The sequence below is a fragment of the Caballeronia sp. M23-90 genome (assembly GCF_053574605.1).
This window is the reverse complement of record NZ_JBSIPA010000064.1, coordinates 1-21,650: the sequence shown is the minus strand read 5'-3', so window position 1 is coordinate 21,650 and position 21,650 is coordinate 1. Positions and strand designations below refer to the sequence as shown.

Sequence of the window (21,650 nt, the reverse complement as noted above, 5' to 3'; positions counted from 1 at the left end):
TTGCACGATGTCGCGGCGACCGCCGATGCGCTCAAGGTCTGGCAAGCAGTCCGGGAGGCTGCCAACCGCTCGCAGTAGCGCCAAGGCAAGACGGCGCGCACTATGCACGAATCAACACACAAATAGATGAAGCGCGTTCAGCGCGAGGAAACGAACAAGAACATGGCACGTCGATATTTTGGAACCGATGGCATTCGCGGCAAGGTGGGTGAATCCCCGATCACGCCCGATTTTGTATTGCGGCTTGGTTACGCCGCCGGCAAGGTGCTGGCGGGTGCGGATCAGTGGGCGCAACGCGGCAACCGGCCGACTGTGTTGATCGGCAAGGACACGCGGGTCTCCGGCTATATGCTCGAGGCGGCGCTGGAATCGGGATTTTCAGCGGCAGGCGTCGACGTCATGCTGGCCGGTCCGATTCCGACGCCGGGCGTCGCGTACCTGACACGCGCGTTGCGCCTCGCCGCAGGCGTGGTGATCAGCGCCTCGCACAACCCGTATTACGACAACGGCATCAAGTTTTTCTCCGCCGATGGCAACAAGCTCCCTGACGAAGTCGAGTTGCAGATCGAAGCGCAGCTCGACGAACCCATGTCCTGCGCACCTTCCGAACTGCTCGGCAAGGCTCGCCGGCTGGACGATGCGCGCGGCCGCTACATCGAATTCTGCAAAAGCACCTTCCCAGCGAGTTTCGATTTGCATGGGCTGAAGCTCGTAGTCGACTGCGCGCATGGCGCCGCGTACGACGTCGCGCCGCAGGTCTTCCATGAACTCGGCGCGGAGGTGGTGACCATCGGTGTGTCGCCAAATGGCTTCAACATTAACGACGGCGTGGGCGCGACCGCTCCCGACGCGCTCGTGAAAGCGGTGAAGGAGCATCGGGCGCATATCGGCATTGCACTCGATGGCGACGCCGACCGGCTCCAGATCGTCGATGCGTCCGGTCGTTTGTACAACGGCGACGAATTGCTCTATGTGCTGGTCAATGACCGGATCGCGACCGATGGAAAGATCGATGGCGCCGTCGGCACGCTGATGACGAACATGGCCGTGGAAGTGGCGCTTAAACAAGCCGGCGTGAAGTTCGTGCGCGCGGCGGTGGGTGACCGTTACGTTCTCGAAAAGCTGCGCGAAAACAACTGGGTCCTGGGCGCGGAAGGCTCGGGCCACATCTTGTCGCTGGACCGGCATTCAACGGGCGACGGTATTGTCTCCGCACTGCTCGTGCTCGCAGCGGTCAAGCGCAGCGGCCGGGCGCTGGCAGATTTGCTGGAAGGCGTGAGCCTGTTCCCGCAAAAGCTGATCAACGTGCGCATGAGCCCCGGCGCGGACTGGAAGAGCAGCGACGCGATCAGCCGCGCTATCGCCGATGCCGAGCGCGAGCTTGAATCGAAGGGACGCGTACTGATCCGCGCCTCAGGAACCGAGCCGGTGTTGCGCGTCATGGTCGAGGCGGCGTCGCAGACCGAAGCGGTCAGACACGCTGAAAACATTGCCAAGGTCGTGAAGGAAGCAACGACCTGAGTTTTGCAGACGCGTCCGCGTCAAACAACAATGCCACGGCGAAAACCGTGGCATTTTTTCATGCGCACGCCCAAAAGCACAGCAAACGTATGCGTCCAGGCTCATAAGTAAAACTTTCAACCCGTAAGCACGTTGTCACGCTGGCTTCATCGTTCGTCATCGAAGTGTCACACAGAGACCCTATTCTTCGCGGTGTCGAGCCACTTGCTCACAACCCTGGAGATCACATGAAATTGATGCACACCGCGCTCGCAGGCATCGTCGGCGCAATGTTTGCCTTGTCAGCACAAGCTGCCGACATCACCGGCGCGGGCAGCACCTTCGCAGCACCGATTTACACGAAATGGGCCGATACGTACCAGAAGTCGGGCGGCGGCAAGGTCAATTACCAGGGTATCGGTTCGTCGGGCGGCATCAAGCAAATCATCGCAAAGACGGTGGATTTCGCTGGCTCGGACGCACCTTTGAAAGACGATGAACTGGCAAAGCAGGGGCTTTTCCAGTTCCCGACAGTGGTTGGCGGCGTGGTGCCGACGATCAACGTTCCGGGCATCAAGCCGGGCGAACTGACGTTGTCGGGTGAACTGCTCGGCGACATCTATCTCGGCAAGATCAAGAAGTGGAACGACCCGGCGATCGCCGCGCTGAACCCGAAGGTCAAGCTGCCGGATACCGACATCGCCGTGGTGCGCCGCGCCGACGGTTCGGGCACGAGCTTCATCTGGACGAACTACTTGTCCAAGGTGAACGCCGAGTGGAAGAGCAAGGTAGGCGAAGGCTCGACGGTCAACTGGCCGACGGGCACGGGCGGCAAGGGTAACGACGGCGTTGCTGCATTCGTCCAGCGTTTGCCGGGTGCGATCGGTTACGTGGAATGGGCGTACGCTAAACAGAACAAGATGACGTACGTCGACTTGAAGAACGCAGCAGGCGCCGTGGTCGAGCCGAAGACGGAAACGTTCAAGGCAGCGGCAGCAAGCGCAGACTGGTCGAAGTCGTTCTACCAGATCCTGACGAATGAGCCGGGCAAGGACGCATGGCCGATCGTCGGCGCCACGTTCGTGTTGCTGCACACGACGCAGGAAAAGGAAGCACAGGGCGCGGAAACGCTGAAGTTCTTCGGCTGGGCGTTCAAGAACGGTACGCAAGCTGCGAACGATCTCGATTACATCCCGCTGCCTGAGTCGGTGACCGCCGAAATCGAAACGCAGTGGAAGGCGAAGGTCAAGGACGCGTCGGGCAAGGCAGTCGTGCAGTAAGTTGCATTCAGGCATCAAGCAACACGTTCTGGCTTTTTAGTCCGTTATGCCGCGCGGCATCCGCCGCGCGGTCCTTCCGAAGGCTCCCATGTCGGACATCAACCTCGCATCGACTCCGCCCGCAAGCCGCGCCCAGCGTGCTCCGGGACAACTCGGTGATATCGTTTTCGGCAGCCTGACACGGCTTGCTGCTGTAATTACACTGTTACTGCTGGGCGGCATCATCGTGTCGCTGGTGGTGGCTTCGCTGCCTACGCTGCAAAAATTCGGTCTCAGTTTTCTCTGGCGCTCCGAGTGGGATCCGCAAGCGGATGCCTTTGGCGCGCTTGTGCCTATCTACGGCACCATCGCTACATCGATCATTGCCTTGATCATTGCCGTGCCGGTGAGCTTCGGCATTGCGCTCTTCCTGACCGAGCTCGCGCCTGCATGGCTGCGCCGGCCGCTGGGTGTTGCGATCGAATTGCTCGCGGCAATTCCTTCGATTGTGTATGGCATGTGGGGTCTGCTCGTCTTCTCGCCCATCTTCGCGACGTACTTCGAGAAGCCGCTCGGCCATTTGCTCGGCAATGTCTGGTTTATCGGCCGGTTCTTCCAGGGGCCGCCCATCGGTATCGGTATTCTGTGTGCGGGCGTGATCCTCGCGATCATGATCATTCCGTACATCGCGGCGGTGATGCGCGATGTGTTCGAGGTCACGCCCGTGCTGCTCAAGGAGTCGGCGTACGGGATCGGCTGCACGACCTGGGAAGTGATGTGGAAGATCGTGTTGCCGTTCACGCGCACTGGTGTGATTGGCGGCGTGATGCTCGGTCTGGGCCGCGCACTCGGCGAGACGATGGCGGTGACGTTCGTGATCGGCAATACGAATCTGCTCGATAACGTCTCGCTGTTTTCCCCGGGCAACAGCATTACGTCGGCGCTTGCGAACGAATTTGCTGAAGCGAGCCCGGGCCTGCATACATCGGCGCTGATGGAGCTCGGGCTGATCCTGTTCCTGATCACGTTCATCGTGCTGTCGTTGTCCAAGCTGATGCTGCTTCGCCTTGAAAAAGGGGAGGGCGGAAAATGAGCCAGCCCACGATGCAATTCCCCGGCTCCGGCAATCCGGAGCGCGAAGCCGCCACGCGGATCAAGCTGCAGCGCCGCCGGCGCGGCAAGAACGTAATTGCGCTGGTGTTGTCGCTGGCAGCCATGGCGTTTGGTCTGTTGTGGCTCGTATGGATTCTTTTCACCACGGTCCGCTTGGGCGTGGGCGGTTTGTCTGTCGAACTCTTCACGCAGAACACGCCGCCGCCTAATACGGATGGCGGCGGTTTGCTCAACGCGATTGTCGGCAGCCTGATGCTGGTGGGACTCGCAACGTTCATTGGTACGCCGCTTGGCGTACTGGCAGGCGTCTATCTCGCCGAATATGGCGACAAGCGCTGGCTTGCGAGTGTCACGCGATTCATCAACGACATCCTGTTGTCGGCGCCGTCGATTGTGATCGGCCTGTTCGTGTATGCGATCGTGGTGGCACATTCGGGACGCTTCAGTGGCTGGGCCGGCGTGATCGCGCTGGCGCTGCTGCAGATTCCGATCGTGATCCGTACGACCGAAAACATGCTGCGGCTCGTGCCCAACGCGCTGCGCGAAGCGGCCTTTGCACTCGGTACGCCGAAGTGGAAGATGGTGACATCGATCACGCTGAAGGCATCGGTGAGCGGCATTGTGACGGGTGTCCTGCTCGCCGTCGCCCGCATAACCGGCGAGACCGCGCCGCTCTTGTTCACGGCGTTGTCGAACCAGTTCTTCTCGTGGGACATGAGCCAGCCGGTCGCCAACTTGCCGGTCACCATCTACAAGTTCGCGATGAGCCCGTTCCCCCAATGGCAAGCGCTCGCGTGGGCCGGTGTGTTCCTGATCACGCTCGGCGTGCTCGGTCTGAACATCCTCGCTCGCTCGATCTTCTCGAAAAAATAAGGCGGAAACCCTTCCATGAACACAGTCGCAAGCGATGTGAGCACCCGGAACGCTAATCCGGCCACCTCTATGAACACGAACCCAGTAGAACGCGGCGCCGTGCCGGGCAGCTTCAAGCCGACGCACCACGCGCCCCCGGTTGGATCGATGAAACCGAAGATCGAGGTGAACAACCTCAACTTCTTCTACAACAAGTTTCATGCGCTGAAGAACATCAACCTGCGCATTCCGGAGCACAAGGTGACCGCGTTCATCGGTCCGTCGGGATGCGGCAAGTCCACGCTGCTGCGCACGTTCAACAAGATGTACGCGCTTTATCCGGAGCAGCGCGCGGAAGGCGAGATCCTGATGGACGGCAACAACCTGCTCGATACACGCCGCGACATCTCGCTCTTGCGTGCTCGCGTGGGCATGGTGTTCCAGAAGCCGACGCCGTTTCCCATGTCGATCTACGACAACATCGCGTTTGGCGTGAAGATGTTCGAGCAACTGTCGCGCTCGGAGATGGACGACCGCGTTGAGTGGGCGCTGACGAAAGCGGCGCTGTGGAACGAAGTGAAGGACAAGCTGCAGCAAAGCGGCTACGGCTTGTCAGGCGGCCAGCAGCAGCGTCTTTGCATCGCGCGCGGCATTGCGATCCGTCCGGAAGTGCTGTTGCTCGACGAACCGTGTTCGGCGCTCGACCCTATTTCCACGGGCCGGATCGAAGAGTTGATCGCCGAACTGAAGAACGACTATACGGTGGTCATCGTCACGCACAACATGCAGCAGGCGGCGCGTTGTTCGGACTACACTGCATATATGTATCTGGGCGAATTGATCGAATTCGGCGATACGGAAAAGATCTTCATCAAGCCGTCCCGCAAGGAAACGGAAGACTACATCACCGGCCGTTTTGGTTGAATGCATAACGGGCTAAAAAAGGACTTCAGGAGCACATATGTCCGATAAACATTTGTCGAGCCAATTCGATGCCGATCTGAACGCGGTTTCGTCGAAGGTGCTGGAAATGGGCGGCTTGGTCGAGTCGCAGATCATCAACGCCATGCAGGCGCTCAATGCGTTCGACATGGATATTGCCGACAAGGTGATTCTGGCCGAGCAGCGCCTGAATACCATGGAAGTCGAGATCGACGAGGAATGCAGCAACATCATCGCGCGCCGTCAGCCGGCTGCGCGTGACTTGCGTTTGTTGATGGCGATATCGAAGACCATTACGAATCTCGAACGCGCCGGCGACGAAGCCGAGAAGATCGCCAAGCGCGTGAAGCGTATCAACGAAGACGGCATGGGCCGCAACGTGAACATCGCGGAAATCAAGTTGTCCGGCGAAATGGCGGTGTCCATCTTGCGCCGCGCGCTCGATGCATTCGCGCGCCTGGATACGGTCGCCGCTGCGCAGATCGTGCGTGACGACAAAGCCATCGACGAAGAATTCCGTGCGTTCGTGCGCAAGCTCGTGACGTACATGATGGAAGATCCGCGCATGATTTCAGCGGGACTCGACTACTTGTTCATCGCGAAAGCGGTCGAACGGATCGGCGATCACGCAAAGAACATTGCTGAATTCATCATTTACATTGTGAAGGGTACGGATGTCCGCCATGTGTCGCGCGATCAACTCGAACGCGAAGCACTGAGCTGAGATTCAAGTAGTTCCCACTGACAAAAGTTCACTTACGCGAAGAAGGTTACAGAGGTGCCGATGCCCAGCAGCATTCTCGTTATAGAAGACGAACCCGCGATTTCCGAATTGATTTCGGTGAATCTGCAACACGCGGGCCATTGCCCCATTCGTGCTTATAACGCGGAGCAGGCGCAAAACCTGATCAGCGACGTATTGCCGGACCTGGTGCTTCTCGACTGGATGTTGCCGGGTAAATCCGGCATCGCCTTTGCTCGGGAATTACGCGGCAACGAACGCACGAAACACATTCCGATCATCATGCTCACTGCCCGCGGTGACGAGCAGGACAAAGTGCTCGGACTTGAAATCGGCGCGGACGATTATGTGACCAAGCCGTTTTCTCCTAAAGAGCTGATGGCGCGGATCAAGGCGGTATTGCGCCGGCGCGCGCCGCAATTGACAGAAGACGTGGTGGCCATCAACGGCTTGCGTCTCGATCCGGCGACGCATCGCGTGGCGGCGCATTCCAATGGTCATCCCGACGATATCAAGCTGGATCTTGGTCCGACCGAGTTCCGTCTGCTGCATTTTTTCATGACGCATCCGGAACGTGTGCATAGCCGCACGCAATTGCTAGATCAGGTCTGGGGCGATCACGTGTTCGTCGAAGAGCGGACGGTGGACGTGCATATCAAGCGTTTGCGGGCGGCTTTAAAGCCCGCCGGTTGCGATGCTATGATTGAAACGGTTCGTGGCAGTGGGTACCGGCTGGCCAAGAGCGCTTGATCCGCGCGCTCGTGTAATGCATGAAACCCGCGACCAATAGGGGTCGTGGGCTCGCGTGGCAATTATCTCGATCCGCTAATTCATGAATATCATCTGGACGCGTTCTCTCGTGTCCCTCGCGTTACTCGCGATATTGAGCGTGATCGTTGGTGCGCTGTTTGGTTTGCGCACAGCGCTGTGTTTTGCGCTCGTCATGCTGGTCCTGCAAGCCTTGTTCACCACCTTTCATACTCAGCGCCTCTGGCGTCTGCTCGACGCGCCCGTGTACGGCGAAGTGCCGAGCGCACCGGGCGTGTGGGGCGAGATTTATTATCGGCTGCACAAGCTTGCCAAGCGCTGGCACGCGCAAGTGCGTCAGGTCGAGCAGCAGCATTCGCGGTTCATCCAGGGCATTCAGGCGTCGCCGAATGGCGTTGCGATGCTCGACGATACCGATCAGATCGAGTGGTGCAACGCCATTGCTGAAACGCATTTTGGCCTCGATGCAAAACGCGACCTGCGCCAGCATATAACCCATCTCGTGCGCCAGCCGGACTTCGTCCGGTACCTTGCCTCGCAGCATTACGAGGAAGTGCTGATCATGCGTGGAATGGGCTTGAACCGTCAGCATGTGTTGTCGGTGCAGATATTCCCTTACGGCGAGAATCGCAAGCTGATTCTTACGCAGGATATAACCGAGCTGGAGAGAACGGATTCCATGCGGCGCGATTTTGTCGCGAACGTTTCGCATGAGTTGAAGACGCCGTTGACTGTCTTGTCCGGTTTTCTTGAAACCATGCGCGAGATCCCGCTAAACGAATCGGACCGTGCACGTTATCTGGAAATGATGGAGCAGCAATCGGCGCGTATGCAGAACATCGTGCGTGATTTGCTGGTGCTGGCCAATCTCGAAGGCGATGGCAAACCTCCGAGCGACGACGTGCTCGACATGCGCGCGGTTTTGCGTCATCTGGAAGAGGACGCCGACAATTTATCGAGCGGCCGGCACCGGATCACGTTCAACGTCGACGAAGCGCTCACCGTGTCCGGTTCTGAAACCGAGATCGTCAGCGCGCTCGGCAATCTGGTGACAAACGCCATTCGATACACACCCGATGGCGGCACCATCGACGTCACGTGGCAGCGCGTTCGTGACCGCGCGCTATTTTCCGTGCGGGATAGCGGGCTCGGCATTCCGGCCGAACACATTCCGCGTTTGACGGAGCGGTTTTATCGTGTGGATAGAAGCCGGTCTCGCGATACCGGCGGCACGGGTCTGGGTCTCGCTATCGTCAAGCATGTATTGCAGCGCCATCACGCGGACCTGGAAATCAAAAGCGAAGAAGGGCGCGGCAGTACATTCCTGGTCAAGTTTCCGGCGGCGCGCACTTCACTGAGGAAGTCGATCGCGGCCTGACGCGCCGCGTTCTCTTTCGTTTCAGGAACAGAACTTCGTAAGCAACCCGAGCTGCGCGTTGCGCATGGCTTTGCCCGGCCGTCGCCGCCTGTAGTGCCCATCGCTTTGCATGAGCCACGCGGACTGGTTATCGCCGAGGAACGCCGACAAACCTTCCGCAATGACCCGCCGTTTCAAACGCCGGTCGTTCACCGGAAACGCCACTTCCACGCGCCGGAAGAAGTTGCGGTCCATCCAGTCCGCGCTCGATAGATACACCTTCTCTTCACCGCCCGCATAAAAATAGAAGATGCGGTGATGCTCGAGAAAACGCCCGACAATCGACCGCACGGTGATGTTCTCGGACAGGTCTTCCACGCCCGGTTTCAACGCACACACGCCGCGCACGATCAGGTCGATCTTCACGCCCGCCTGGGACGCTTCATACAACGCGCCGATCACGGTGGGTTCGAGCAGCGCGTTCATCTTCGCGACGATCCGTGCCTTCTTGCCGGCGCGCGCATTTTCGGCCTCGAAGCGAATCGCTTCCATGAGGTTCGGATGCAGCGTGAAAGGCGCTTGCCAAAGCCGATGCAAACGCAATTCGCCGCCGATGCCGGTGAGTTGCTGGAATACATGATGCACGTCTTCGCAGACTTCCTGATTCGCCGTCATCATGCCGAAATCGGTATAAAGACGCGCCGTTCGCGGATGATAATTCCCCGTCCCAAGATGCGCATAACGCCTGAGCATCATCTTGCCGCCCTGCGACACGCGCCGCACGATCAGCATCATCTTCGCGTGGCATTTATGGCCAACCACGCCATACACCACGTGCGCGCCCACGGCCTCGAGCTGCGACGCCCAGTTGATGTTCGTCTCTTCATCGAAACGTGCAAGCAGCTCCACCACCACGGTCACTTCCTTGCCGTTGCGCGCGGCTTGCATCAGCGCGTCCATCAACGGCGAATCCGTTCCCGTGCGATAGATCGTCTGCTTGATCGCGACGACTTGCGGGTCCTTGGCGGCCTGAAGCAACAACTCCAGCACGGGCTGAAAGCTCTCGTACGGATGATGCAGAAGCACGTCGCCTTTATCGATGACATCGAACATGTTGGACGCATTCGCGATCACGCTCGGCACGGCTGGAATGTGCGGGACGAACTTGAGATCGGGCCGGTCGACCATCTCGGGCAACTGCATCAGGCGCACGAGATTCACCGGCCCGTCCACGCGATAACAATCGCGGTCGTTCAGCTCGCTTTCATCCAGAAGCCTTCGAATCATGTGTGGAGGCGTTTCCGCCGATACCTCCAGGCGCACCGCATTGCCCAGGTGCCGCGCCGGCAATTCACCTTGCAGCGCGACGCGCAGGTTCGTGATTTCGTCTTCATCGACGAACAATTCGCTGTTGCGCGTGATCCGGAACTGGTTGCAGCTAAGCACGACCAGATGCGGAAACAACTGGTCGACAAAGCACTGCATCAGCGAGCTGAGCAATACGAACCCGTGCGGATATCCCGACAGCGCTTCAGGCATGCGCACGAGCCGGGGCAGTGCGCGCGGCGCCTGCACGATCCCCATGACCGCCTGCCGCCCGAACGCGTCCTTCCCCTCGAGTTCGATGACAAAGTTCAGGCTCTTGTTCAGCACGCGCGGAAACGGATGCGCAGGATCGAGCCCGATAGGCGTCAGCACGGGCAGCAATTCGTTGTGAAAGTAGTCGCGCGCCCAGTCGGTCTGCGCTTCGGTCCATGACTCGACGCCATGAAAATAGATGCCTTCGCTTTCGAGCGCGGGATAGACGATGTCCTGCAGCATTGCGTATTGCTGGTGGACCAGCCGGTGTGCGCGCTCGACCACTAGGTCGTACACGTGCTGCAGCGACATGCCATCGGGTGAAAGCGAGCCCGGGTTGTCGCGCATCTGTTCCTGCATGCCGGCCATGCGGACTTCGAAAAATTCATCGAGATTGCTGCTGGTGATGCAGATGAAGCGGAGTCGTTCGAGCAGCGGGACGGCGGTATCGGCGGCTTGCGACAATACGCGTTCGTTGAAGCCCAGAATGCCCAGTTCGCGGTTCAGAAGGGGATAGCGGTTGGACATCAGTATTAAAGGTGCGCGAAAAAACGGAATGTGCAAGGATCGCCCGGAATGAACCACAATATGATGACGTTTTTATGAATTCATGATGTCACGAATTTAACGCAGGGCGTGCGTAAGGTCGACCCTGGCGAGATTCGCCCGAGCGCACCTCAAAACCGATTTATCCTCCTGTTTGTTTCATTTGCTTTTCAGCAGACCAGCACATCGGTCCGCCAGGAATTAAAATTGGCGCACTGCGGCACGCATTCAGTTTCATTGCGGCCCGGGACATGCATGGCGAATGCACGAACAACCCTACGGAACCTAAAAAATCGATGGTCAATTCACCTCATCTTTTGGCAGCCGTAGATCTCGGATCGAACAGCTTCAGGCTGATCGTCGGACGCGTTGAAGAGACGCCGTCAGGAAGCCCGATCTATCAGGTCGATGCGCTGCGCGAACCTGTGCGGCTGGCGGCGGGACTGTCACGCGACAAATTCCTCGATCGCGCCTCGCAGTTGCGCGGCTGGGACGCGCTGAAGCGTTTCGGTGAGCGGCTGCGCGACTTCCATCCCGATCACGTGCGCGCGGTCGCGACCAACGCGCTGCGCGTGGCGAAGAACGCCGAGGAGTTTCTTGCCGAGGCGCAGAACGCACTTGGGTTTCCCATCGAAGTGATTGCGGGGCGCGAGGAAGCGCGCCTGATCTACGCTGGCGCCGCACACTCTGTGCCCGCGAGCGCCGGCAAACGGCTGGTGGTGGACATTGGCGGCGGATCGACGGAATTCATCATCGGCTCGCATTACACGCCCATTCACATGGAAAGCCTTTATATAGGTTGTGTGAGCCATAGTCGGCAATTCTTTGCCGCCGGCAATGTGGATGAATACTCCATGCGCCAGGCCGAACTGGCTGCCAAGCGCGAGATCGAGATCATTTCCAGCGAATACAAACAGACCGGCTGGGACCAGGCGATCGGATCATCGGGCACGGCGCGCGCGCTCGCCGAGTTGATCGAAGCGAACGGTTTCAACGACCCCGGCATCACGCACGGCATTTCGCGCGGCGGCCTGGAACGGCTGAAAAAAGCGTTGATCAAGGCCGAGAACGTGAACCGGCTGAAGCTGATCGCACTGAAGGCCGACCGTATTCCGGTGCTGGCCGGTGGCTTGTCGATCATGCTGGGCGTCTTCGAGGAACTGGGTATCGATTATGTCGATACCACCGACGGCGCGTTGCGTCTCGGCGTGCTTTACGACCTGCTTGGCCGCACGCAGCATCAGGACATGCGTACCGTGACGGTGGAAGGATTCAAGCGCCGTTATTCCGTCGATGGCGCGCAATCGGAGCGGATCGCGAAGCTCGCCATCAGCTTCTACGAGCAGCTCGAAGAAGGCGCGTCTTCCGTCGATGCCGAGCGCCGTATCGAGAACAGGATGTTCCTTGGATGGGCTGCGGCGCTGCATGAAATCGGCCTTTCCATCTCGCACAGCGCGTACCACAAGCATTCGGCGTATATCGCAAGTCACGCCGACATGCCGGGCTTTTCGCGCACCGATCAGGCGCGCCTTGCCGGTCTCGTGCTGGGGCATGTGGGCAAGCTTGGCAAGCTTTCCCACGCGCGTGATGTCGACTGGACGCTGCTGTTCTGCCTGCGGCTCGCGGCGCTGCTGTGCAGACGGCGGGCCGATGTCGGCTTGCCGGCCATCGAGGTGACGGCGACAAACGCCGGGTTCGACGTAAAGCTGCCCAACGACTGGGTGTCGCTGAATCCGCTGACCGACTACAGCCTCGTGCAGGAGGCGGCCGAGTGGGAGAAGATCGGCAAGCCGTATCGGGTGGTTTATACGGGCGTTTGATCCCGGCGCGGCGCTCAGTCAGCCATGAAGTGCCGCGCGTACCGTTCGTTGATATCGGATACGCGCAGCAACGTCAGGAAATCAGCCGTGTTGAAATCCGGGTCCCACGCCGGTGCGCCGCAAATCTTGGCTCCCAAGCGCAGATAACCTTTGACGAGCGGCGGCGGCGTGACTTTCGCGCCCGTGCGCAATTCCTGCACCGGCAGCGGCGTGTGCGCGAACGCCCGGTACTCGAGCGCCGTCAACGCGTCCTTCTCCATGCCATCGAAGAGATCGGCGGCGTAGTGGCCACCATCGGCCATCGATACACTCGCGCAACCCAGCATGGTCTCGTAGCCGTTCTGCTTCATGTATGCGGCGAGGCCGCCCCACAAGGACATGATGACCGCGCCGCTTCGATAATCTGCGTGCACACACGAGCGGCCGACTTCGACGAGCTTCGGGCGCAGGTGGGCGAGGCGCGAGACATCGAATTCGCTTTCGGCGTAGAGCCGGCCCGCGCGCGCGGCCTGGTGCGGCGGCAAGACCCGGTATGTGCCCACGACCTTCAGCGTGTCCAGATCGCGGACCAGCAAGTGGTCGCAGAAGGCATCGAACGTATCGACGTCGAGGCCCGCCGGACCTTTCAACTGGGCGCCCATTTCGTCGGCGAACACGCGGTATCGCAGGCGTTGCGCCTCGCGAAGTTCCGCCTCGGAATGCGCCCACGATACCCGCAGCCTGTGCTGCGCTGTCACCGTCTCGGCGGCGCGGGGCAAGCGGTCCGGGCCGCTCGTACCATTCGATGGGTTCACGAAAGCGTGCGTCGTCGATTCCTGCATTGACAATCCCCAGTGGATTTGGCTGACGTATTACCGATAGCCGACAATGTAAGTATCGCGAATGACGCTCGCATGGCATCACAGTGACGATTCAATGAAGTGCGTGGGCTGGTCTCCTCCTCGATCTGATCTGTGAACGGCTTTAAAGCAGGTCCGGGTTCGTGACGGCGCGCAACACGATCTGACTGTCGCCCGCGCGTGATCGGCCCTGAAACCACCAGATACCTGCTTTTTTCATGGTCCAGTCGGCTTCCTGACCGGTCAGCAGCAAGGCTGCAACGCGTCCGAGCGTTGGCTGGTGTCCAACGACCACGACCGTTTCCGCCGCGCCTTGCGGCCATTGCGCGGCATCGAGCACAGCCTGCGCGGACGCACCCGGCGCGATTTCCTTCGCTACCTGATAGCGGTCGCCGAAGGTTTCCATCGTCTGGATGGTGCGGGTGGCGGGACTGACGAGGAAAAGCGCATCGCCATCGATACGGCTTTTCAGCCATTTCGCGGCCGCCTGTGCCTGCTTGACGCCGCGTCCGGTCAACTGGCGCGCGAGGTCGCTCGCAGCCTGATCTTCCGCTTCGGCGTGACGCCAGAGAATGAGGTTCATGGGGTGTCTCCTTTTGACGGTATTAAGCGTTTTCGATTGCGCCGGTATCAGGAAAACGCTATAGTCTCGCTCTTGTCGGAGCGTAGCGCAGCCTGGTAGCGCATCTGATTTGGGATCAGAGGGTCGAAGGTTCGAATCCTTTCGCTCCGACCACGTTACACATGAAGGGGTCACGAGTTCAACTCGCGACCCCTTTGCCATTTCTGGCGCGGTTTGATTGTCGTTCGCGCAGTCGTGTCCGGTCCCAATTCCCGATATCGTTTACTCTTCCTGCTTCACTCTCCAAATCAACGAATTATTTCCGGGCCGTCCATGCCGCGCTTCGCCGTTCTGTTTGCCTGCTCCCTGATTCTCTCGGCATGTGCCGATTCAACGCCGCATCGCGTAATACCTCAGGACCCGCCCGACTACAAGGGCGTTCCAACCGATACCACACCGCCCGACATGACCATCGCGCCGGCCAGGGCAGCCCCCTCCGCGCAGCCGCAATGATCGCCTGCATGCCGCGAGCCTGTCGCCTGTCCGAACGTGGCAGCAGCGTATAATTTGTCCATGAACACGCCCGCCAACGCCGCCCAGTCCCACGACCACTCGTCTGCCGACGCGCTTCAGGCTGCGGTCACCATGGCCGACGACTACTGTCGCGAACGCGGTCAAAAGCTCACGCCCATCCGCCGCACAGTGCTGGAACTGCTGCTCACGTCCGGACGTGCAACGAAGGCCTACACGCTGCTCGACGAAATGCGCGCGATGCATCCCAACGCATCGCCGCCGACGGTTTATCGGGCGCTGGATTTCCTGCTGTCGGCGGGACTGATTCATCGGATCGAATCAATCAACGCGTTCACGGTCTGCCACGACCTGACGCATTGCCAGCATGGCGTGCTGGTGGTTTGCCAGCAATGTGGGCGGGTGACCGAATTGCAGCAGCAAAAGCAGTTGCGCCAGAGCTTGTTATCGCAGGTCGAGGCAAGCGGATACAAACTGGCGGGTGACGATATCGAACTCAAGGGCATTTGCCCGGCATGCCAGGCGGCTGAGGACCCGAGCGCTCACAAGCATGACCACGATCACGCGTCGCATTGAGTCAGCGTTGAGTGAGGTAAAAGGCCTTTCCGACTTAGGTTGGAACGGCCTTTTGTTTGCCGCTAGACGACGTGGGCAGAGAAAGGCGAAACGCCGATGCGGGCACATCGGCGTTTCTGACCCGCGGTACCTGTTCGCGCAGAGAGGCGCGGGCTGCTGTCATTCTAGGTCGCAACAATCTGCTGGATTGTGATCACTTGTTTCAACGCGTAACCCGATGTGTGACGGTGCGATCCCAGGAAGACGCAAGCCACGGCAACCAAGGCCGCGTCACGTAATTGTTACGATCGAATATTCGAGATAGCCGTGCGTCATGCGAAATTCTTGCTGCAACGGTATTATCGAATATCTCTCCAGTCGAAATTGATCTCGAACATGACCGCGCTGTGGATCTTTCTTGCTGTTTGCCCGCTGGCATTGATTTCTTTGCTGGTGTTCGCGTCGCATATCGATCCGTTGTCGGGGCGGTGGCGCGGAGCACGGCTCGCCTGCTCGCTGCATGTTCCAGACGTGCGGGAACGAGGCAGGCGACTCGGCGCCGCCGTGAAGCATCATGCGGCTGCGAGCCGTACGAGTCCTATTGCTTGCAGCGAATCACCATCGACCGGTTCTTGACGTTCGCGCCAAAAATTCCGGCGACCGATCCGCCCGATGTCGCTCCGTTGTCTACGTCCTTCGACACCACGTCGTAACCATACGACCCGCAGATCTCTCCGGCCTTCTTGTAGCATTCGGCCCAGCTCGTGCTGGCATCGCCGCCGCTGCAGTTGATCGCAAAACCGGTATCGCCGGTTGGCAAATAAGTCCGTTTCGCCGTGTTTGCGCAACCCGCCAGCGCTGCTGCAGCGACCAGCACGGCAGCCATCATGGCCAGTTTTCCAGGCGCCGGGGCGCGGACGTTGTCTTTCATCGAATCTTCCCTGTAACTGATTGAACGTGGCTGAACGCGTTTGTGCGCCGGTGCATTCATCGAGGTGGCAAGTAGCGCGACGGATCGATCGAACTGCCCTTGGAGCGCAATTCGAAGTGCAGCATCACGCGGTTTGTGTCGCTGTCGCCCATTTCCGCGATCGGCTGGCCTTGCGCGACGCTCTGGCCTTCCTTCACGAGCAGCGCGCGATTATGCGCGTAAGCGGTGAGGTAATCGGCGTTGTGCTTCACGATCAACAGGTTGCCGTAACCGCGCAAGCCGTTTCCCGCATACACCACCGAGCCGGCCGCTGCCGCGACGATCTGTGTGCCGGGTGTGCCGCCAATATCGATACCTTTCGAACTCTTGCCGTCGAAACCGCGGATGACGTCGCCTTGGACCGGCCAGATCAGCGAAATGCTGGTGGCGGGCCGGATCGCGCCGCCGGAGACAGCGGGAGCGGTATCCGCAGAACTCGTGCCGCCTGTACGGGCCGGCGCGGTCGATGAAGGCGCCGATGCAAGGGCCGTCCCCGCCGGGGGCGCCACACGCAGCACCTGGTCGACTTCAATCGCGTTCGGGTCGGCGAGCTTGTTCCAGCGCGCGATATTTTGCGCTGTTGTCCTGTTCGCACGCGCGATCTTGGACACCGTATCGCCCCGTTCCACACGATAAAACCCCGGTCCCACAGGTGCGGAGCCACACGCGGCGAGCACTGCGACCAAGGTCGCGCAGGTCAGCCGTCGAATTATTTGTACCAAACTCAGAACCTCGCAAAGCGCCGCACAACCCGGAGAGCCACGGCGGACGAACAACAACGCGTAACGTCGAAAGGTATGATTTTAACGTCCCCGTGACGTGGCACTCAGAAGCCTGCGCGCTCCCAGGTGCGCGCGGCGCTCATCTTCCCCTTACGACGCCGGTGAAATGGTCAGCCTGAGTGCTGCCGTTTCCGTTTTCCCGGGCGCAAGCCAACGCAATCCGTGACCGTTGTGAATGGCATCGGGCAGACCGACCCATGGCTCGACGCAATAAAAATCCGACGCCGGTGCTTCGGTCCAGGTCGTGACCGCATACCAGGGCACCGAGTCAGGCCGTTGCAGATCGAAGTTCACCGCGCGTTTCAGACCGGGCGTAACCAGCCGCACGGGTTGATCGGACGGGCCTTTGAAACAATGAAAACGGTCGAGGATGCTCGGGTCATCGATGGAATAGAGCGCCTTGCCGGCTTCCGCTTCGCTTATCGAGCCGTCATCGAGTTGCCGGCGCGTTTCCGTACGCGGCAGTTCGATGCTGCTGATGCCGCGCTGATCGTGCGGCAGCGCGAAGTAGAAATGGTGGCCGGAATAATAGGGCAGTGGCACTTCGCCCGGATTCGAGGTCGTCAATTCCACATCGAGCGTGACGCCATCCACGAGCCGGTACGCCGCCTCGAAACGGAAAGCAAACGGATAACCCTGACGCGTGAAATCGTTGTCGACGAGCGTCATGCGTACACCGTGACCGTCCGCGTCCACCCTGTGCTCGAACGGCAGGTTGCGCGCGAAGCCATGCATGGGGAGGTCGTGCACGATGCCTTCCGGGTCGCGCCACTTGCCAATTTCGCCATCGACGAAATGGCGGCCGAGAAACGGGAATAGCAGCGGATTGCCGCCACGAATCTTGACGAAGTTGGACCAGTCGGGCGCGGCGGGCCAGAAGATGACCGGTTCGCCGCCGACGCGCCAGGTCATCAGGCGCGCGCCGGCGTGGGGGGCAATTTCGAGGGCGGCGTCATCGCGTTTGATTTCCAGGATCTCGGGTAGTGATGACATATGGGTGGTCTCCTTGGCGTAAATGGTCGGGCTGTTCGATGCATCGCGCTCAATTCTACGGGGAAACCCTTTTGGGGAAACTGCGACTGACACACCTGGTTTCATTGGCCCGATAATGCAAGCACGATGTAACGCGGGTGAAACATTTTGCGGCCTTGGCGATCCAATCGTTCAAGATGATCCTACGAAAGGCGAGGGTGATATGGATCTGGCTATGATGTTCGGAGTTTTTATCTTTGGTACGTTTGGCGCAGGGACGGCTTTGTTCTTATACAAGCTCTAAACGCCACGTTAGCTGATCGGCATGTTTGAAAAGGGCTCGTCTTCGACGAGCCCTTTTTGTTTTTCTTTTTGAATTCATATATCTAACAATCAGCTTTCGATTGCGCGATCTCGCACGCAAACGCTTGGCGCTGCTTTTGGCGACCGGCATAATCGGCGCGTTTTGCGTGCCGTATGCCGCACCGCCGAAACCATGCGACTTGTCGCTGGTTTATCGCCAACAACGAAAGAGGACTGACGCGTGACTTTGTGGTTTCTGATTTTCCTGAGCGTGCTGCAGGGCGTGACCGAGTTGTTTCCGGTCAGCAGTCTTGGCCATACCCTTCTCGTGCCTGGTTTGATCGGCATGCATATCGACAAACATGCGCCACAGCTGTTGCCGTTTCTTGTCGCGCTTCACCTTGGCACCGCGCTCGCGTTACTGTGGTATTTCCGCAAGCGCTGGGTGGCGCTGGTGATCGGGTTCGTGGGGTCCTTGCGTGGCCGCAAGAATGCCGATGGCCACATGATGTGGGCGCTGATCATCGGCACGATTCCGACGGGTATTGTCGGCTTGTTGCTCGAGAAGCGGCTCGAGGCGCTTTTCCACGACCTGCGGATCGTCGCGGTCGCACTCATGGTCAACGGCGTATTGCTGTGGGTAGGTGACCGGTTGACGCGTTCCCGCTCCGCCCGCGCGCCAGAGGATCTCACGTTCAAGCAGGCGTTTCTGGTCGGCCTGGCGCAGATCGGCGCGCTGATTCCCGGCTTCTCGCGCAGCGGCCTGACGATCATCGCGGGCGTGGGCGCAGGATTGAGCGCCGAGAAAGCCGCCGAGTTTTCGTTTCTGCTCGGCACGCCGATCATCTTCGCGGCCGGCGTACTCGAACTGCCCAAGCTCTTCCATGCGCCCGATCAACTCGCCGATGCCATCCTCGGCGGCGTGCTGACGGGCATCGCCGCATATCTGAGCGTGCGTTTCCTGATGCGTTATTTCGAAGGAAAAGGGCGGCTCGCGGCATTTGGCGTGTATTGCCTGATAGCGGGCGCGTTCTGTCTCGGCTGGTTCATGCTGCATCCGCAACCGGTCTGATACCACGCGAATGACGTGAGGAGCCCCCGAATGGGGCTCCTTGCGCATTCGATGAGGTAAAATCCTGGATCGTCTGCAATGCGGCAGTAGCTCAGCTGGATAGAGCATCGGCCTTCTAAGCCGAGGGGCGGGGGTTCGAGTCCCTCCTGCCGTACCACGATCACTTCAGCGGTCCGCGCTTCTTTGTGCTTGTCTGCGTCATCACGGCGCAAGTTGCTGGCACAAAAACATCAGCGTAAGCAGCGCCGCGAACAACAGCGCGCCGCCTATGGCGGTAACGACGCGTGGCCAGATGGCCGGCTGTATCTCGTCCACGTACCGATTTCCGTCTCCCCAGTTGTCCAGATCAAACCGCTCGGGTTGTCCTGCAAGCAGCCGGTCCACCGCTGCCAGGCCCTGCGGCATGATGAGCGCACACGCAATCACCCCGATACACAGGCATCCGTAAAACGTCGGCGTGAGATGGGTTTCCATGAGCGGGCGGGGAAGCAGAATCGGCGATTCACTGATGTTAGGTTTGCTCTGCGCCGGTCTCTATCGGACACGTCCGAGATAGTTCTGCATTTCTCTGAAACATACTCGCGATGGCCATTCGGCCGAGCTTCTACGCTTGCGGAACACGTGTGGCCTCATGCTATCCTCGACCCACACGATTCTTGCTCGCCAGTCTGTCACAGCATTCCGAATGGCGATCCACGCAGAAAATCAATCAATATCAACGAGGGAGAACATTTCCATGTCACAGCCGACTCACGGGCTCAAACGCGTCTCTACGCAAATCACGTTGTCACTGGTCGCGGGCTGCGTGCTGCTGGCCAGCGGCGCAGCTCAAGCGGCTAATCTCGGGTTCCTGAACAACACGCCCATCACGTACATGAAGCAGCGTGATCTGCAGATACTCAACAAGTCCGCACACACCGCGCTGGATACCAAGCAGGACGGCGAGTCGCTCGACTGGAACAACGAAGGCGCCGGCAATCCGGTAGCAGTCACTGGCACGATCACGCCGTCGGACACGGACAAGAAAGGCGACAGGACGTGCCGGAAGCTGACCATGGTCGCGCATGCCAAGGGCCAGACGCAGACCTGGGCGCCGACCGTCTGCAAGACCGAAGGCGGCAAATGGGCGCTGCTCAAGCAGTGAGCAGTCTCCAATTGAAGCTTCGCGGCGAACACCCTTTCGTAGCTCGAAGCAGCAGATCGATCAATGGCTGAGCGGACGGTTTCGTGCGGCGTCGTGATACTCAACACGCAAGGCGACGTGTTGCTCTGTCACGCGACCGAGACGTCGCATTGGGACATTCCCAAAGGTCAGGGCGAAGAAGGCGAAGAGCCTGTCGAAGCGGCGTTGCGCGAGCTCGTGGAAGAGACGGGCATCGTCTTGCCGGCGGAGCGGCTGAAGGATCTGGGGCGCTTTGTGTATCGGCGGGACAAGGATTTGCATTTGTTCGCCGTGCGCGTCAGCCAGGACGAAGTGAAGATCGAGGAGTGCGTTTGCGAATCGTACTTTCCCCGGCGGCGCGACGGCACGATGATCCCCGAAATGGATGCCTACCGGTGGGTGTCGCTGGCCGACGTCGACCAGTATGCAAGCCGCAGTCTCGCGCGGCTATTCCAGACCACGCTGTCGCTTGCCGAACTGCATCAAACGCTGGACTGACGGGTCGAGCCTGATGGGCTGATGCAGCCGTTCAATTGTCCGATGGCCGGTCGTTCGGATTCGCAAACAGCGCTCTCATCTCGGGCGAGAGCGGAAAACGCAGATTGATGTTGTCGGGCGGAATGGGTTGCATGAACCACGTGTCGTACAACGTCTCCGCTTCACCTGAACGTTGCATGCCGGCAATGACGTCATCGGCCAGTTTCTTGAAGACCGGGTCGCCCTTGCGCATGACGCACGCATACGCTTCATGCGCAAGCGGGTCGCCTGTGACCACATAGTCGCGCTGCGCGGCGCCTTCCTGCGCGATCTTTCCATACAGCAGCGGATCGTCCATGACGAAGGCAACGGCGCGGCCGGTCTTGACCGCCTCGAACGCTTCCGCGTGATCGCGGGCGGCGATGATCCGCAAGTCGAGCTTCTGGTTCATCGACAATTCCCGGATCAGTTGCTCGTCGGACGTGCCTGCGGTCGTCGATACCGTTTTTCCGGCGAGGTCGCTGTAATTCCGGATGCCGGACTTGCGCTTCACCACCATCCGGATGCCGTAGTCGAAGAAGCTGTTGGTAAATGCAACCAGTTGTTCGCGGTCCCGGATATGGGCGGTCGAACCGCACTCCAGGTCGATCTGATGGTTGACCACGTAAGACAGGCGGTTGGTCGATGTCACCACCACCGTGCTCACGGCGAGATGGGGCTTTTGCAAGCGGCGCCGGACTTCATCGACTATTTTGAGCGCGATGCTTTGGGAATAGCCAATAGGCTGCTGCTTCGCATCCAGATACGAGAACGGCACCGACGATTCGCGCACGCCAAGAACAATGCTGTTGTTCTCGGCGATCTTGCGCAACGTGGGCGAGATTTGAGGTTGTTCCGCCGTGCTCGCGCAGACAGTCTGCGCCGCCAGCAGCAGCGCGAGCGCGAGCA

The 21,650-nt window shown here is 59.7% G+C and carries 22 protein-coding genes and 2 tRNA genes; 15 read left to right on the top strand and 9 right to left on the bottom strand.

The genetic code is table 11. The features are described from left to right. Nucleotides 1-162 precede the first annotated feature (162 nt). The 8 genes from glmM (at nucleotide 163) to phoR (ending at nucleotide 8,554) form a co-directional block, all read left to right on the top strand. Nucleotides 163-1,521, top strand: a complete 1,359-nt coding sequence (gene glmM / locus ACRXB1_RS09600) for a phosphoglucosamine mutase (RefSeq protein WP_062000928.1) — start codon at nucleotides 163-165, stop codon at nucleotides 1,519-1,521. 227 nt (nucleotides 1,522-1,748) lie between these two features. Continuing rightward, nucleotides 1,749-2,780: a phosphate ABC transporter substrate-binding protein PstS gene (gene pstS, locus ACRXB1_RS09595; RefSeq protein ID WP_449491850.1), complete on the top strand. Its 1,032-nt coding sequence runs from the start codon at nucleotides 1,749-1,751 to the stop codon at nucleotides 2,778-2,780. Nucleotides 2,781-2,868: 88 nt separating this feature from the next. Further along, complete coding sequence (pstC, locus tag ACRXB1_RS09590; protein WP_062000927.1) at nucleotides 2,869-3,852, top strand: phosphate ABC transporter permease PstC; 984 nt, start codon at nucleotides 2,869-2,871, stop codon at nucleotides 3,850-3,852. After that, on the top strand, nucleotides 3,849-4,745 hold the full coding sequence (pstA, locus tag ACRXB1_RS09585) for a phosphate ABC transporter permease PstA (protein ID WP_075357131.1): 897 nt from the start codon (nucleotides 3,849-3,851) through the stop codon (nucleotides 4,743-4,745). The genes pstC and pstA overlap by 4 nt, the downstream gene beginning before the upstream one ends. Before the next feature lie 147 nt (nucleotides 4,746-4,892). After that, on the top strand, nucleotides 4,893-5,648 hold the full coding sequence (pstB, locus tag ACRXB1_RS09580; RefSeq protein ID WP_172811968.1) for a phosphate ABC transporter ATP-binding protein PstB: 756 nt from the start codon (nucleotides 4,893-4,895) through the stop codon (nucleotides 5,646-5,648). A 37-nt stretch (nucleotides 5,649-5,685) separates the two neighbouring features. Then, the gene (gene phoU, locus ACRXB1_RS09575; RefSeq protein ID WP_061999906.1) at nucleotides 5,686-6,390 is read left to right on the top strand and encodes a phosphate signaling complex protein PhoU; all 705 of its coding nucleotides are present in this window, start codon (nucleotides 5,686-5,688) and stop codon (nucleotides 6,388-6,390) included. A gap of 60 nt (nucleotides 6,391-6,450) precedes the next feature. Beyond that, entirely contained in the window at nucleotides 6,451-7,158 is a 708-nt protein-coding gene (gene phoB / locus ACRXB1_RS09570; RefSeq protein WP_061999905.1) for a phosphate regulon transcriptional regulator PhoB, read from the top strand. Between the two features lie 82 nt (nucleotides 7,159-7,240). Then, the gene (gene phoR / locus ACRXB1_RS09565; RefSeq protein WP_061999904.1) at nucleotides 7,241-8,554 is read left to right on the top strand and encodes a phosphate regulon sensor histidine kinase PhoR; all 1,314 of its coding nucleotides are present in this window, start codon (nucleotides 7,241-7,243) and stop codon (nucleotides 8,552-8,554) included. 21 nt (nucleotides 8,555-8,575) lie between these two features. Here the strand turns inward: phoR and ppk1 are convergent, their stop codons facing one another. Further along, the gene (ppk1, locus tag ACRXB1_RS09560; RefSeq protein WP_449491849.1) at nucleotides 8,576-10,639 is read right to left on the bottom strand and encodes a polyphosphate kinase 1; all 2,064 of its coding nucleotides are present in this window, start codon (nucleotides 10,637-10,639) and stop codon (nucleotides 8,576-8,578) included. A gap of 314 nt (nucleotides 10,640-10,953) precedes the next feature. Between ppk1 and ppx the strand changes: the two genes are divergently transcribed. Next, nucleotides 10,954-12,477, top strand: a complete 1,524-nt coding sequence (gene ppx, locus ACRXB1_RS09555) for an exopolyphosphatase (RefSeq protein WP_062170168.1) — start codon at nucleotides 10,954-10,956, stop codon at nucleotides 12,475-12,477. 14 nt (nucleotides 12,478-12,491) lie between these two features. Here ppx and ACRXB1_RS09550 read toward each other — a convergent pair whose 3' ends face one another. Further along, the gene (locus tag ACRXB1_RS09550; protein WP_062167187.1) at nucleotides 12,492-13,298 is read right to left on the bottom strand and encodes a GNAT family N-acetyltransferase; all 807 of its coding nucleotides are present in this window, start codon (nucleotides 13,296-13,298) and stop codon (nucleotides 12,492-12,494) included. A 142-nt stretch (nucleotides 13,299-13,440) separates the two neighbouring features. Continuing rightward, the gene (sixA, locus tag ACRXB1_RS09545; RefSeq protein WP_062167185.1) at nucleotides 13,441-13,899 is read right to left on the bottom strand and encodes a phosphohistidine phosphatase SixA; all 459 of its coding nucleotides are present in this window, start codon (nucleotides 13,897-13,899) and stop codon (nucleotides 13,441-13,443) included. A gap of 76 nt (nucleotides 13,900-13,975) precedes the next feature. Between sixA and ACRXB1_RS09540 the strand changes: the two genes are divergently transcribed. Beyond that, nucleotides 13,976-14,052: transfer RNA gene (locus ACRXB1_RS09540), tRNA-Pro, on the top strand. 254 nt (nucleotides 14,053-14,306) lie between these two features. On the opposite strand, the gene ACRXB1_RS09535 is transcribed toward ACRXB1_RS09540, so the two are convergent. Further along, the gene (locus ACRXB1_RS09535; RefSeq protein WP_155524224.1) at nucleotides 14,307-14,453 is read right to left on the bottom strand and encodes a hypothetical protein; all 147 of its coding nucleotides are present in this window, start codon (nucleotides 14,451-14,453) and stop codon (nucleotides 14,307-14,309) included. On the opposite strand from ACRXB1_RS09535, the gene ACRXB1_RS09530 reads away from it, so the two are divergent. Beyond that, nucleotides 14,452-14,985: a Fur family transcriptional regulator gene (locus ACRXB1_RS09530; protein WP_082771300.1), complete on the top strand. Its 534-nt coding sequence runs from the start codon at nucleotides 14,452-14,454 to the stop codon at nucleotides 14,983-14,985. The genes ACRXB1_RS09535 and ACRXB1_RS09530 overlap by 2 nt on opposite strands. A 577-nt stretch (nucleotides 14,986-15,562) precedes the next feature. Here the strand turns inward: ACRXB1_RS09530 and ACRXB1_RS09525 are convergent. The 3 genes from ACRXB1_RS09525 to ACRXB1_RS09515 all read right to left on the bottom strand — a co-directional run bounded on the left by ACRXB1_RS09525 (nucleotide 15,563) and on the right by ACRXB1_RS09515 (nucleotide 17,709). Continuing rightward, nucleotides 15,563-15,895: a hypothetical protein gene (locus ACRXB1_RS09525; RefSeq protein WP_062000926.1), complete on the bottom strand. Its 333-nt coding sequence runs from the start codon at nucleotides 15,893-15,895 to the stop codon at nucleotides 15,563-15,565. A 56-nt stretch (nucleotides 15,896-15,951) separates the two neighbouring features. Next, a complete protein-coding gene (locus tag ACRXB1_RS09520) occupies nucleotides 15,952-16,656 on the bottom strand; it encodes a peptidoglycan DD-metalloendopeptidase family protein (RefSeq protein WP_449491848.1) in 705 nt (234 codons plus the stop codon). A 150-nt stretch (nucleotides 16,657-16,806) separates the two neighbouring features. Next, complete coding sequence (locus tag ACRXB1_RS09515) at nucleotides 16,807-17,709, bottom strand: aldose epimerase family protein (RefSeq protein ID WP_449491847.1); 903 nt, start codon at nucleotides 17,707-17,709, stop codon at nucleotides 16,807-16,809. Nucleotides 17,710-18,232: 523 nt separating this feature from the next. Here ACRXB1_RS09515 and ACRXB1_RS09510 point away from each other — a divergent pair. Next, the gene (locus ACRXB1_RS09510; protein ID WP_062167176.1) at nucleotides 18,233-19,063 is read left to right on the top strand and encodes an undecaprenyl-diphosphate phosphatase; all 831 of its coding nucleotides are present in this window, start codon (nucleotides 18,233-18,235) and stop codon (nucleotides 19,061-19,063) included. Between the two features lie 80 nt (nucleotides 19,064-19,143). Beyond that, a tRNA-Arg gene (locus tag ACRXB1_RS09505) sits at nucleotides 19,144-19,220 on the top strand. Nucleotides 19,221-19,264: 44 nt separating this feature from the next. On the opposite strand, the gene ACRXB1_RS09500 is transcribed toward ACRXB1_RS09505, so the two are convergent. Continuing rightward, nucleotides 19,265-19,537, bottom strand: coding sequence for a hypothetical protein (locus ACRXB1_RS09500; protein WP_061999895.1), 273 nt, complete (start codon nucleotides 19,535-19,537; stop codon nucleotides 19,265-19,267). Between the two features lie 262 nt (nucleotides 19,538-19,799). On the opposite strand from ACRXB1_RS09500, the gene ACRXB1_RS09495 reads away from it, so the two are divergent. Next, entirely contained in the window at nucleotides 19,800-20,207 is a 408-nt protein-coding gene (locus ACRXB1_RS09495; protein ID WP_061999894.1) for an RT0821/Lpp0805 family surface protein, read from the top strand. Nucleotides 20,208-20,270: 63 nt separating this feature from the next. Continuing rightward, the gene (locus ACRXB1_RS09490; RefSeq protein ID WP_061999893.1) at nucleotides 20,271-20,723 is read left to right on the top strand and encodes an NUDIX domain-containing protein; all 453 of its coding nucleotides are present in this window, start codon (nucleotides 20,271-20,273) and stop codon (nucleotides 20,721-20,723) included. A gap of 31 nt (nucleotides 20,724-20,754) precedes the next feature. Here ACRXB1_RS09490 and ACRXB1_RS09485 read toward each other — a convergent pair whose 3' ends face one another. Further along, entirely contained in the window at nucleotides 20,755-21,636 is an 882-nt protein-coding gene (locus tag ACRXB1_RS09485; RefSeq protein WP_449491851.1) for a transporter substrate-binding domain-containing protein, read from the bottom strand. Between the last annotated feature and the right edge of the window lie 14 nt (nucleotides 21,637-21,650).

Coding starts and splice junctions, on each gene's coding strand:
- glmM (WP_062000928.1), top strand. CDS start 163: ATGGCACGTCGATATTTTGGAACCGATGGCATTCGCGGCAAGGTGGGT.
- pstS (WP_449491850.1), top strand. CDS start 1,749: ATGAAATTGATGCACACCGCGCTCGCAGGCATCGTCGGCGCAATGTTT.
- pstC (WP_062000927.1), top strand. CDS start 2,869: ATGTCGGACATCAACCTCGCATCGACTCCGCCCGCAAGCCGCGCCCAG.
- pstA (WP_075357131.1), top strand. CDS start 3,849: ATGAGCCAGCCCACGATGCAATTCCCCGGCTCCGGCAATCCGGAGCGC.
- pstB (WP_172811968.1), top strand. CDS start 4,893: ATGAAACCGAAGATCGAGGTGAACAACCTCAACTTCTTCTACAACAAG.
- phoU (WP_061999906.1), top strand. CDS start 5,686: ATGTCCGATAAACATTTGTCGAGCCAATTCGATGCCGATCTGAACGCG.
- phoB (WP_061999905.1), top strand. CDS start 6,451: ATGCCCAGCAGCATTCTCGTTATAGAAGACGAACCCGCGATTTCCGAA.
- phoR (WP_061999904.1), top strand. CDS start 7,241: ATGAATATCATCTGGACGCGTTCTCTCGTGTCCCTCGCGTTACTCGCG.
- ppk1 (WP_449491849.1), bottom strand. CDS start 10,639: ATGTCCAACCGCTATCCCCTTCTGAACCGCGAACTGGGCATTCTGGGC.
- ppx (WP_062170168.1), top strand. CDS start 10,954: ATGGTCAATTCACCTCATCTTTTGGCAGCCGTAGATCTCGGATCGAAC.
- ACRXB1_RS09550 (WP_062167187.1), bottom strand. CDS start 13,298: ATGCAGGAATCGACGACGCACGCTTTCGTGAACCCATCGAATGGTACG.
- sixA (WP_062167185.1), bottom strand. CDS start 13,899: ATGAACCTCATTCTCTGGCGTCACGCCGAAGCGGAAGATCAGGCTGCG.
- ACRXB1_RS09530 (WP_082771300.1), top strand. CDS start 14,452: ATGAACACGCCCGCCAACGCCGCCCAGTCCCACGACCACTCGTCTGCC.
- ACRXB1_RS09535 (WP_155524224.1), bottom strand. CDS start 14,453: ATGGACAAATTATACGCTGCTGCCACGTTCGGACAGGCGACAGGCTCG.
- ACRXB1_RS09525 (WP_062000926.1), bottom strand. CDS start 15,895: ATGAAAGACAACGTCCGCGCCCCGGCGCCTGGAAAACTGGCCATGATG.
- ACRXB1_RS09515 (WP_449491847.1), bottom strand. CDS start 17,709: ATGTCATCACTACCCGAGATCCTGGAAATCAAACGCGATGACGCCGCC.
- ACRXB1_RS09500 (WP_061999895.1), bottom strand. CDS start 19,537: ATGGAAACCCATCTCACGCCGACGTTTTACGGATGCCTGTGTATCGGG.
- ACRXB1_RS09495 (WP_061999894.1), top strand. CDS start 19,800: ATGTCACAGCCGACTCACGGGCTCAAACGCGTCTCTACGCAAATCACG.
- ACRXB1_RS09490 (WP_061999893.1), top strand. CDS start 20,271: ATGGCTGAGCGGACGGTTTCGTGCGGCGTCGTGATACTCAACACGCAA.